The 11,625-nt window shown below is 68.8% G+C and carries 10 protein-coding genes; 6 read left to right on the plus strand and 4 right to left on the minus strand.

All coding sequences use genetic code 11. From position 1 onward, the window contains the following. Positions 1–3: 3 nt before the first annotated feature. The 3 genes from AB1281_RS21115 to AB1281_RS21125 are packed head-to-tail and all read right to left on the minus strand — an operon-like array spanning position 4 to position 4,797. Positions 4–1,986: an acetyl/propionyl/methylcrotonyl-CoA carboxylase subunit alpha gene (locus tag AB1281_RS21115; RefSeq protein ID WP_430346903.1), complete on the minus strand. Its 1,983-nt coding sequence runs from the start codon at positions 1,984–1,986 to the stop codon at positions 4–6. Between the two features lie 26 nt (positions 1,987–2,012). After that, positions 2,013–3,623 (minus strand): carboxyl transferase domain-containing protein, encoded by a 1,611-nt coding sequence (locus tag AB1281_RS21120; RefSeq protein ID WP_197588865.1) that lies wholly within the window; start codon positions 3,621–3,623, stop codon positions 2,013–2,015. Positions 3,624–3,633: 10 nt separating this feature from the next. Further along, on the minus strand, positions 3,634–4,797 hold the full coding sequence (locus AB1281_RS21125) for an isovaleryl-CoA dehydrogenase (protein ID WP_014645571.1): 1,164 nt from the start codon (positions 4,795–4,797) through the stop codon (positions 3,634–3,636). 159 nt (positions 4,798–4,956) lie between these two features. Here AB1281_RS21125 and AB1281_RS21130 point away from each other — a divergent pair, with 159 nt between their 5' ends. From AB1281_RS21130 to AB1281_RS21140, 3 genes are all read left to right on the plus strand, one after another. Further along, positions 4,957–5,571, plus strand: a complete 615-nt coding sequence (locus tag AB1281_RS21130) for a TetR/AcrR family transcriptional regulator (RefSeq protein WP_075675641.1) — start codon at positions 4,957–4,959, stop codon at positions 5,569–5,571. 187 nt (positions 5,572–5,758) lie between these two features. After that, positions 5,759–6,277: a c-type cytochrome gene (locus AB1281_RS21135; RefSeq protein ID WP_014035592.1), complete on the plus strand. Its 519-nt coding sequence runs from the start codon at positions 5,759–5,761 to the stop codon at positions 6,275–6,277. 185 nt (positions 6,278–6,462) lie between these two features. Continuing rightward, positions 6,463–7,908: an ExeM/NucH family extracellular endonuclease gene (locus AB1281_RS21140; protein WP_430346904.1), complete on the plus strand. Its 1,446-nt coding sequence runs from the start codon at positions 6,463–6,465 to the stop codon at positions 7,906–7,908. 60 nt (positions 7,909–7,968) lie between these two features. Here the strand turns inward: AB1281_RS21140 and AB1281_RS21145 are convergent, their stop codons facing one another. Then, on the minus strand, positions 7,969–8,826 hold the full coding sequence (locus AB1281_RS21145; protein ID WP_430346905.1) for an EamA/RhaT family transporter: 858 nt from the start codon (positions 8,824–8,826) through the stop codon (positions 7,969–7,971). 43 nt (positions 8,827–8,869) lie between these two features. On the opposite strand from AB1281_RS21145, the gene AB1281_RS21150 reads away from it, so the two are divergent. The 3 genes from AB1281_RS21150 (at position 8,870) to AB1281_RS21160 (ending at position 11,625) form a co-directional block, all read left to right on the plus strand. Beyond that, positions 8,870–9,541, plus strand: a complete 672-nt coding sequence (locus AB1281_RS21150; protein WP_430346906.1) for an alpha/beta hydrolase — start codon at positions 8,870–8,872, stop codon at positions 9,539–9,541. Beyond that, positions 9,538–10,638 (plus strand): cell division protein ZapE, encoded by a 1,101-nt coding sequence (gene zapE / locus AB1281_RS21155; protein WP_059034176.1) that lies wholly within the window; start codon positions 9,538–9,540, stop codon positions 10,636–10,638. The genes AB1281_RS21150 and zapE overlap by 4 nt, the downstream gene beginning before the upstream one ends. Positions 10,639–10,905: 267 nt before the next feature. Beyond that, positions 10,906–11,625: a fimbria/pilus chaperone family protein gene (locus AB1281_RS21160; RefSeq protein WP_430346907.1), complete on the plus strand. Its 720-nt coding sequence runs from the start codon at positions 10,906–10,908 to the stop codon at positions 11,623–11,625.

Below are 11,625 nucleotides of genomic sequence, written 5' to 3' on the forward strand. Positions count from 1 at the left end.
CGTTCACGCCGCTTCGAAGTCCACCAGCACCGCACCGTCGCCGACCTGGTCGCCGGCCTTTGCGCGGTAGCCCTTCACCGTGCCATCGGCCGGTGCCTGCAGGGTGTGCTCCATCTTCATCGCTTCCAGCACCACCAGCGGCGTACCGCGCTTGACCTCGGTGCCAGCCGCGACCAGCGTGGCCACGATTCTGCCCGGCATCGGCGCCAGCAGGCTGCCGGCGTCGGCCACGGCGTGGTCCGATTCACCCACCGGATCGTGCAGGGTGAAGCGGTGCTGGCCGTCGGCGCCGAACAGGTACAGCTGGTCACCGTCGCGCAGCAGCTGCAGTGACCAGCGGCGCTCGCCCAGCTGCACCGCCAGGCCGTGCACATCGGCCGTGCCGATCACCTGCACCGGTGCAGCGTCATCGAACTGCACGCGCCAGCCATCGGCCTGCGCCCACACCTTCAGCGTGTGCCTGCGTTCGCCCTGCTGCAGCGGCAACACGCGCGGCGCGGACGCGCCGAGGCGCCAGCCATCCTGTGCTCGCCACGGCGAATGCGGGTCGCGCGCATCGCTGCCGGCGTGCGCGGTGCTTGCAACGGAGGCCACCGCGGCCAGCAGCCACAGCGCGTCGTCGCTGTCGCCTACCGCACTCAATGCGGCCTGCTCGCGTTCGATCAGCGCGGTATCCAGCCTGGCGTGCGTGAACGAATCGGTGTTCACCAGGCGGCGCAGGAAGCCGGCATTGGTGGTCACGCCCACCACCTGGCAGTCGGCCAGGGCCTGGCTCATGCGGCGCAGCGCGGCGTCGCGGTCCACGTCCCAGACGATCAGCTTGGCGATCATGGGATCGTAGTACGGCGTGATGCTGTCGCCTTCCTCGACGCCGGTATCCACGCGCACATGGGCCGACGGCGCCGGCAGGCGCAGGCGGCGCAGGGTGCCGGTGGAGGGCAGGAAGCCACGGTCGGCATCCTCGGCGTACAGGCGCGCTTCGATGGCATGGCCGTGGATGGCCAGCTGGTCCTGGCGCAGCGGCATCGGCTGGCCAGCGGCCACGCGCAGCTGCCATTCCACCAGATCGGTACCGGTGATGTACTCGGTCACCGGGTGTTCGACCTGCAGGCGGGTGTTCATTTCCATGAAGTAGAAATCGCCGTCCGGGCCAGCGATGAACTCCACCGTGCCGGCACCGACGTAGCCCACCGCGCGCGCGGCATCGACCGCGGCCTTGCCCATCGCAGCACGACGTTCGGGACTCATGCCCGGCGCGGGTGCTTCTTCCAGTACCTTCTGGTGGCGGCGCTGCACCGAGCAGTCGCGCTCGAACAGGTAGACCGCCTCACCGTGGCTGTCGCCGAACACCTGGATCTCGATATGGCGCGGGCGCTCGACGTACTTCTCGACCAGCACGTGGTCGTTGCCGAACGCCGAGGCCGCCTCGCGCTGGCAGCTGGCCAGCGCATCGACGAAGTCCTCGCTGCGTTCGACCTTGCGCATGCCCTTGCCACCGCCACCGGCGCTGGCCTTGATCAGCACCGGGTAGCCGATGCCATCGGCCTGCGCGCGCAGGAAGTCCGGCGCCTGCTGGTCGCCGTGGTAGCCCGGCGTCAGCGGTACACCGGCCTTGGCCATCAGCGCCTTGGCCGCGCTCTTGTCGCCCATCGCGCGGATGGCGCTGGCCGGCGGCCCGATGAAGGTGATGCCGGCGGCGGCGCAGGCATCGGCGAAGTCGGCGTTCTCGGACAGGAAGCCGTAGCCGGGGTGGATCGCCTGCGCGCCGGTCAGGCGTGCGGCGTCGAGCAGCGCATCGCTGCGCAGGTAGCTCTCACGCGCGGCCGCCGGACCGATGTGGATGGCTTCGTCGGCCAGGCGCACGTGGCGTGCGTTGCGGTCGGCATCGGAATACACCGCCACGGTGGCGATGCCGAGGCGGCGGCAGGTGGCGATGACGCGGCAGGCGATCTCGCCGCGGTTGGCGATCAGGACTTTGGTGAACATGGCAACAGGCTCGGTCATGGCACGGGTTACATGCGGAACACGCCGAAGCGCGTCTGCTGCGGGGCGGCGTTGAGGCTGGCCGACAGCGCCAGGGCCAGCACCCGGCGGGTGTCGGCCGGATCGATCACGCCGTCATCCCACAGGCGCGCGCTGGCATAGTACGGATGGCCCTGCTGTTCGAACTGCTCGCGGATCGGTGCCTTGAACGCATCCTCTTCCGCCGCCGGCCACTGGCCGCCCTTGGCTTCGATGCCATCACGCTTGACCGTGGCCAGCACGCTGGCGGCCTGTTCGCCGCCCATCACGCCGATGCGTGCGTTCGGCCACATCCACAGGAAGTTCGGCGAGTACGCGCGGCCGCACATGCCGTAGTTGCCGGCACCGAACGAGCCACCGATCACCACGGTGAACTTCGGCACCTTGGCGCAGGCCACCGCCATCACCAGCTTGGCCCCGTCCTTGGCGATGCCGCCCTGCTCGTACTTGCGGCCGACCATGAAGCCGGTGATGTTCTGCAGGAACACCAGCGGGATGTTGCGCTGGGTGCACAGCTCGATGAAGTGCGCCCCCTTCAGTGCCGACTCGGAGAACAGGATGCCGTTGTTGGCGATGATGCCGATCGGGTAGCCGTTCAGATGCGCGAAGCCGGTCACCAGCGTTGCGCCGTAGCGCGGCTTGAACTCATCGAAGCGCGAGCCATCGACCAGGCGCGCGATGACCTCGCGCACGTCGTAGGGCTTGCGCGTGTCGGCCGGGATCACGCCATACAGGTCGTGCGCCGGCAGCAGTGGTTCCTCGCTGGCCTGCACCGCCATCGCCGGTTCCGGCTTGCGCCAGTTCAACTGGGCGATGATCGCGCGCACCCGCGCCAGTGCCTGAAGATCGTTGTCGGCCATGTGGTCGGCCACGCCGGAAATGCGCGTGTGCACATCGGCACCGCCCAGTTCCTCCGCCGTGACCACTTCACCGGTGGCCGCCTTCACCAGCGGTGGGCCGCCGAGGAAGATGGTGCCCTGCTCGCGCACGATCACGGTCTCGTCGCTCATCGCCGGCACGTAGGCGCCACCGGCGGTGCAGCTGCCCATCACGCAGGCGATCTGCGGAATGCCCTGCGCCGACAGGTTGGCCTGGTTGTAGAAGATGCGGCCGAAATGGTCGCGGTCGGGGAAGACTTCGTCCTGCAGCGGCAGGAACGCGCCACCGGAATCGACCAGGTAGATGCATGGCAGGTGGTTCTGCTCGGCGATTTCCTGGGCGCGCAGGTGCTTCTTCACCGTCATCGGGTAGTAGGTGCCGCCCTTGACCGTGGCGTCGTTGGCCACGATTACGCATTCCACCCCGCTCACCCGGCCGATGCCGGCCACCACGCCGGCGGCGGGCACGGCGTCTTCATACATGCCATGCGCGGCCAGCGGCGCGATTTCCAGGAAGGCGCTGCCGGGGTCGAGCAGGGCGTCGATGCGGTCGCGCACCAGCAGCTTGCCGCGTGCGGTGTGCTTGGCACGCGCGGCGTCGCTGCCGCCCAGCGCGGTGCGGGCGAGGGTGGCATGCAGGTCATCGACCACGGCCTGCATGGCCGCGCGGTTGCTTTCAAACGTTTCGCTGCCCGGTTGCAGCTGGCTGTTCAGGACGGTCATCGCGGTGGCCTTACAGGGTGCGCTGGAACAGTTCGCGGCCGATCAGCATGCGGCGGATCTCCGAGGTGCCGGCGCCGATTTCATACAGCTTGGCGTCGCGCCACAAGCGGCCGGTCGGGTATTCGTTGATGTAGCCGTTGCCACCGAGGATCTGGATCGCCTGGCCGGTCAGCCAGGTGGCCTTCTCGGCGGCGTACAGGATCGCACCGGCGGCGTCCTGGCGGGTGGTGCGGCCCTGGTCGCAGGCGCGCGCCACGGCATAGACATAGGCGCGGCACGCGCCCAGGCCCACGTACATGTCGGCGATCTTGGCTTGGATCAGCTGGAAGCTGCCGATCGGCTCGCCGAACTGGTGGCGCTCGTGCACATAGGGCATGACCACGTCCATGGCCGCGGCCATCAGGCCCAGCGGGCCACCGGACAGCACCACGCGCTCGTAGTCCAGGCCGGACATCAGCACGCGCACGCCACCGCCGACCTGGCCCAGCACGTTCTCTTCGGGAATCTCGCAGTCCTGGAACACCAGCTCGCAGGTGGGCGAAGAGCGCATGCCCAGCTTGTCCAGCTTCTGCGCGGTGGAGAAGCCCTTCATGCCCTTCTCGACCAGGAACGCGGTGATGCCCTTGGCACCCGCTTCCATGTCGGTCTTGGCGTAGACCACCAGCACGTCGGCGTCCGGGCCGTTGGTGATCCACATCTTGTTGCCGTTGAGCACGTAGCGGTCGCCGCGCTTGTCGGCGCGCAGCTTCATCGACACCACGTCCGAACCGGCACCCGGTTCGCTCATCGCCAGCGCGCCGACCAGGCTGCCGTTGCACAGGCCGGGCAGGAAGCGCTGCTTCTGTTCTTCGTTGCCGTTCTTGCGCAGCTGGTTCACGCACAGGTTGGAGTGCGCGCCATAGGACAGGCCGATGCCGCCGGAGGCACGCGAGATTTCTTCCATCGCCACCACGTGGGCCAGGTAGCCCATGCCGGTGCCGCCGTATTCTTCTTCCACGGTGAGGCCGAGCAGGCCCTGCTCGCCCAGCTTCGGCCACAGGGCCAGCGGGAACTGGTTGCTGGCATCGGCCTCGGCGGCCAGCGGTGCGACCTCGGCGGCGGCAAAATGGGCCACGCTCTGGCGCAGCAGGTCGATGTCTTCGCCAAGATCGAAGTTCAGGGATGGCACGTGCATTGTGGTGGCTCCACGGCGGGATGGCAGGAAATGGACGCACCCGGCGGGGGAGCGGGCGGCGGTGTACAGGACCGCCACCCGCACGGGCGATGGGCCCAGCGTAGCGGGGTTCGGGTAAGAAGTGAATACGAATTCAAAAATTGAAACTAGAATCAGAACATGGCCTATAAACGCTCTGCATTGATGGAAGAACGCCTGGCGGGCGCCCGTGAACGGATCCTGCTGGCCACCCGCGAGCTGGTCGCCACCGGCGGCTGGCGCAACGCCCCGGTGACCGCCGTGGCGACCCAGGCGGGGGTGTCCACCGGCCTGATCTATCGCCATTTCCCGTCCAAGGCCGAGCTGTTCGTGGAGGTGCTCAACGCCGCGGTGGCCCACGAGGTCGCGATCATGGAACGCATCGCCAGCGGCCCGGAGGTGGCCAGCGAGCGCCTGCGGCTGGCGATCACCGCCTTCGTCCGCCGCGCCCTGGCCGGGCCGGGGCTGGCGCACGCCTTCATCGTCGAGCCGGTCGATCCGGACGTGGAAGCCGAGCGCATGCGCGGTCGTCGCGCGTTCGGCGACGTGTTCCTGCGGCTGGTGGAGGAGGGCGTAGCGGCCGGCGAGCTGCCGGTGCAGGACGCGCATGTGGCCGCCGCCTGCCTGGTCGGTGCCTTCACCGAGGCGATGGTCGGCCCGACCGCGCCCAGCCGCGAAGCGCACCGCGACGAAGACGCGCTGGTGGATGCGATCTGCAGCTTCTGCCTGCGCGCGATCGGCGCTCGGGTTTTGTAGAGTCGAGCCATGCTCGACTGCTTTTGCCGGCCGCTGGCCGGCTTCTGTTGCCGGGGTCGGATCCCCCGGCATGCTGCGCCGCACCAGCAGTGACGCCTGTTGTCGCACGCAAGGCGCGTTCTATACTCGGTCCATCACGCAGTCGCTCAGCCGTGGTCCAACGACTATCAGCCAGGGGTAACGAAGAGTGCGGAATTACGATCTGGAGTTCCTGAAACGCTTCTCCATGGTGATCGCGCTGCTGGCGACCATCACCCTCGGCCTCATCCTCCTTGCCGCCTACATCCACACCCGGATTCCGCCCGAGGTGTCGCCGACCGCGGCCAAGCGCACCGAACAGCGCATCTCGCCCACCGGCGCGGTCTATGCCGGCAGCACCGGCGCCGCCGCGCAGGCTGCTGCCAAGGCTGCCGCGCTGGCCAAGGCCGCGTCGCAGGTGGCCTACGGTGGCACCAAGGATGGCAAGGTGATCTTCGACAACCTCTGCACCGCCTGCCACACCAATGGCGTGGGCATGGCGCCGACGCTGGACCATTCGCACTGGGACAAGCGCATCGCGCAGGGCAAGGACACCCTCTACAAGCACGCCATCGAGGGCTATACCGGCCCCGACGGCGGCATCATGCCGCCCAAGGGCGGCAACCCGGCCCTGACCGAAGAACAGATCCACGCCACCGTGGACTGGATGCTGGGTAACCTGAAATAACCGGTCGTGCCGGCCGCTGGCCGGCAACCGCGCATCGCACGAAGGTCTTGGGGCTGCCGGCCAGCGGCCGGCACGACCCCGGCTTTGCCCGCCGAGGCCTGATCGCCCCTATGCCCCCGCTGCGCAGGCGGGGTTTCGCATTTCAGGGTTAGTCTGTGCGCCCTCTTCCAAGGAATCGTCCGTCGATGCGCCGCCGCTCCCTCGCCCTTGCCCTGTCCCTGCTGCTGCCGGCCGGCGCTTTCGCCCAGGCCCAGCCGCAGGCCGCACCGGTCGCGACCACCCCCGCCGCGCGCAGCAGCGCCACCGTGGTGCTGACCACCGCGCCGGCCGACTGGCGCGCGCTGGATGGCCAGCGCGTGCGCATCGCCGCACCGCTGACCCTGGCCGGTACCGATGGCCTGGAACGCTTCGGCCAGCTCACCGTGGCCTTCGACGGCCGCCTCTGGCAGCCGACCGAAGTGGCCGCGCCGGGTACTGCCGGCTACGAGCAGGTGATGGCCGACAACCAGCGTCGCCGCCTGGTGCTGGACGATGGCAGCGATGCCCGCGACCCGGCCAGCGTGGCCTACCTGCCGGGCAACCCGGTGCTGCGCACCGGCATGCAGCTGCGCAACGTGGAGGGCATCGTGCGCGTGGACGCGCAGGGCCGCCCGCGCCTGCAGGTCGAGGGGGCGCTGAAACTGCCGGAACTCAAGCGCCCGGCGGTGCCGACGGTACCGGGCAGCCTGCACGTGGCGGCCTTCAACCTGGAGAACTTCTTCAACGGTGATGGCCAGGGCGGTGGCTTCCCGACCCTGCGCGGCGCGCGCACGCTGGACGAGCACAAAGCGCAGGTGGTCAAGCTGGTCACCACGGTCAATGCGCTGGGCGCCGATGTCGCCGCACTGATGGAGCTGGAGAACGATGGCTACGGCCCGCAGTCGGCCATCGCCGAACTGGTCGATGCGCTCAACCGTGACCGCGGCGCGCAGGGTGACTGGCGCTTCGTCGACGCGGGCACCGGCCCCGGCGACAACCCGATCCGGGTCGGCATCATCTACCGCAGCACGCGCCTGCAGCCGGTTGGCAGGCCGGCCACGCTGACCGGCGGCCCGTTCGTAGAGCACAGCCGCGTACCGCTGGCGCAGGCCTTCCAGGGCAAGCAGGGCGCGGCGTTCGTGGTGGTCGCCAACCACTTCAAGTCGAAGGGCTGCCGTGACGCGGCCGGCGCCGACGCTGATCGCAACGACAACCAGGGTTGCTGGAACGCCACCCGGGTGACTTCGGCGCAGCAGCTGCACGCCTGGCTGCAGACCGATCCGACCGGTACCGGCGCCAAGGACGCGGTGCTGCTGGGTGACTTCAACGCCTACGCGATGGAAGACCCGATCCGCACCCTGCATGACCTGGGCTGGCAGGACGCGTTCAAGGTCGCCAAGGTCGAGCACCCCTACAGCTACGTCTACAACGGCTACACCGGCCGCCTCGACCACGCGCTGCTGAACCCGGGCATGGCCAAGCGCCTGCGCGGTGCCGCCGAATGGCACAGCAATGCCGACGAGCAGGACGCCAGCGGCTACCAGGGCCGCAACGTGCAGGGCCCGTGGCGCAGCTCCGACCACGACCCGCTGCTGCTGGGTTTCGACAGATAACGCCCAGCGCCGGGGTCGGATCCCATTCCAACGGAATGGGCTCTGACCCCGAGGCCGCGCTCACCCCCAGGCGATCAACCCGATCGCCAGCACCGCCAGCGCCAGCCCGGCGCGGTTCCACCGGGTGGTGGCCTCGCCGAAGGCGAACACGCCCACCAGCGCGCCCAGCACCACCACGCCGATGTTCATCCCGGCGAACACGGTGGCCGGGCTCTCCGGCATGGACTGATGCGCGTGCACATAGAACAGGATGTTGCCGCCGTTGAGCAGGCCCAGCAGCGCGCCCGCGCCCAGGTTGCGCCAGGCCAACCGGCTGCGGCCACTGGCGTGCCGCCACAGCTGCAATGCCAGCATCAGCACGAAGGCGACGCTGAAACTGGCCAGCACCGCCGCCATCGAGGGCGTGCCGGACAGCGCCACCTGCTTGAGCAGCACGTCGACCACCGCGAACCCGGCCCATACGCCTAGCAGCCAGCCCCAGCCACCGGGTGAGGACGCCACGGCCGGGCCGCGCGGGCGCAGGCTGATGGCCACCATCGCCTGCAGGCCCAGGCCGAGCCCGGCCAGCTTCCACGGCGTGGCGGTCTGGCCGAAGAACAGGAACGCGGCGGCCAATGACAGCAGCAGCGACAAGCGCTGTGCCACGTCGCTGCGGACGATGCCGGCCACCGCCACCGCGCGGCCCAGCACCAGGAAGATCGACGGCAGCACCACCGCCAGTGCCAGCAGCGACAGCCACGGCGCGTGCGGCGCGCGCAGCGCATCCAGCGGCGGCTGCAGCACCACGGCGGTGAGCGTCGCCGCCACCAGATAGTTCCAGGTGACCATCTGCGCAACATCCAGCTGGCGGCGTCCGGCCACCTTCAACAACACCGAAACCAGCACACTGCAGATCACGGCCAGGGACAGGTAGAGCATGGGGCGGGCACAGGGCAGGGGCGGGGGACGGTATCATGGTGCCATGCACAAGCCCTCGTTCCCCGTCGCTCCCGGCGAAACCGCCTGCCTTGAACTGGATGGCCCGGCCGGCCCGCTGGACGTGGTCGTCGACCTGCCCAAGGCCGATGTGCCGGTGCAGCCGATCGTGGCCATCGTCTGCCATCCGCTGTCCACCGAAGGCGGCACCCTGCACAACAAGGTGGTCACCATGACCGCCACCACCCTGCGCGAGCTGGGCATCGCCACGGTGCGCTTCAATTTCCGCAGCGTGGGTGGTTCGGCCGGCACCTTCGATGGCGGCGTGGGCGAGCAGGACGACCTGAAGGCGGTCGCCGCCTGGGTGCGCAGCCAGCGTCCGGACGACCGCCTGTGGCTGGCCGGTTTCAGCTTCGGCGCGTTCGTGTCGCTGAAGGCGGCTGCCGCGCTGCAGCCGGAAGCGCTGATCTCGATCGCGCCGCCGGCCGGTCGCTGGGATTTCGATGGCATCGCGCCGCCGGCCCGCTGGCTGGTGATCCAGGGCGAGCAGGACGAGATCGTCGATCCGCAGGCCGTCTACCAGTGGCTGGACACGCTGGACGTCCCGCATGAGCTGGTGCGCATGCCCGAGACCAGCCACTTCTTCCACCGCAAGCTGATCGACCTGCGCGGCGCGCTGACCCACGGCGTCAAGCACTGGCTGGGCGCGGCGGCATGAGTGCAACCGAGTTGACCCCGTCGCAGCGGTACGCGGAAGGGGTTGCCCGTGGCGACTGGCAGAACGACCCGGCCCAGCACGCGGCGCTGGCCGAACTGGACCGCATCCACCTGGGCCTGCTGGACAGTGCCGAGGATGGCTGGCTGGACCGCCTGTCCTCGTTCTGGAAGAAGCCCGAGCCGGTGAAGGGCCTGTACTTCTGGGGCGGCGTCGGCCGTGGCAAGACCTTCCTGGTCGACCTGTTCTACGACGGCCTGCCGATCAAGCAGAAGTACCGCACGCATTTCCACCGCTTCATGCGCAGCGTCCACGAGCGCCTGCGCGAACACCAGGGGCAGAGCGATCCGCTGGCGAAGATCGCCCAGGAGTGGCGCAGCAACCTGCGCGTGCTGGTGCTGGACGAGTTCTTCGTCACCGACATCGGCGATGCGATGCTGCTGGCACGGTTGCTCGAACGTCTGTTCGCCGAAGGCGTAACCCTGGTCACCACCTCCAACACCGCGGTGGAGAACCTGTACCTCAATGGCCTGCAGCGCGAGAGTTTCCTGCCGGCCATCGGCCTGCTGCAGCGCTTCTGCGTCGAGCTGTACGCCGAGGGCACCGAGGACTACCGGATGCGCGCGCTGACCCGCTCGCCGGTGTACCGCGCACCGCTGGCGGCCGACAGTGATGAGTGGCTGGCCACGCGCTGGAACGAACTGAGCGGCGGCCAGCCGGCCAAGCCCGGCAACATCGAGATCGAAGGCCGCAAGATCCCGGTGCGCGGCCGTGGCAAGAGCATTGCCTGGTTCGATTTCGCCGCGTTGTGCGAAGGCCCGCGTGGCCCGTCGGATTACATCGAGATCGCGCACGAGTTCAACACCGTGCTGCTGGGCGGCATCCCCGCCTTCGACCGTTTGAACGAAGATGCCGCGCGCCGCTTCGTCAACCTGATCGACGAACTGTACGACCGCCACGTCAACCTGGTCTGCACCGCCAGCACCTCGCCGATCGAGCTGTACACCGGCCAGCGCCTGCAGGGCGCGTTCGAGCGCACCGCCTCGCGCCTGATCGAGATGCAGAGCGCCGAATACCTGGGTACCCCGCACCGGGCGTGAGGGGTGCCGCGGGTTGCAGGGCCGAGCCCATGCTCGGCTGCTTCTGCTGGCCGGCATCTGCTCGATGCCTTCAAGGGCCATGATGTTGCCGGCCAGCGGCCGGCACTACCCGATGCAGGCGGGGGCGTCGGCTGGGCAAAAAGCGTCAACGACTATCGCTTTAAGACTTGCCTGATAGTTCACCGGGTGGGGTCGGCCTAGCATGGCCGTCATCGCCTGACGTCGCGTGCCTGTGCCGCAACGGGGCCCCACCGAACGGGAACTGCCATGAACGCTCTTCTTTCGAAGCGGCGCGGGAATCTGTTGGCCTGGAAATGGCTGGCTGCCGCCGCGCTGCTCGGCCCGGCTGTGCCGCTGCAGGCGTCCACCTTCGCCCTGCAGAGCAATACGGTGATCCTGGAGGAGCGCGAGGGACGTACCGCGTTCAACATCAGCAATCCCGGCAGCGAGCCGATCCTGCTGCTGAGCAGCGTGGACGACCTGGACGACCAGCCGATGGCCGGCAACATCCTGGTGACCCCGGCGGTGACCCGCATCGACCCGGGCCAGAGCCAGATCGTCAACTTCACGCTGAAGAAGGGCACGGTGCTGGATCGCGAATACATGCTGCGGGCGTCGTTCGAAGGTGTCACCCAGAAGAGCGAGCGCGGCATGCGCATGCCGATCCGCCAGCAGATCGGCTTCATCCTGCAGCCGCGTGCAGTTGCCGTTGCAGCGCGTCCCTGGCAGGACCTGCGGTTCTCCATCGATGGCGATCAGTTGACCGTCCGCAACAGTGGACCCCATGTGATCCGGATCGGCCCCGAGCTGCGCCTGCAGCCCTCCGCCGCGTTGGGTGTGCTGCCGCATCCCTACCTGATGCCGGGCGAAACGCGTGTGCTGACCCTGGCGGGTGAAGTGGGCGGCAGCAACGGGCACGTCGAAATCGTGCCGCTGAGCCGCTATGGCTTCGCCAAGGACAAGGAACAACTGCCGCTGCAGCCGTGA

The sequence above is a fragment of the Stenotrophomonas sp. NRRL B-14846 genome (assembly GCF_050473585.1).
In the GTDB taxonomy this organism is placed as follows: domain Bacteria; phylum Pseudomonadota; class Gammaproteobacteria; order Xanthomonadales; family Xanthomonadaceae; genus Stenotrophomonas.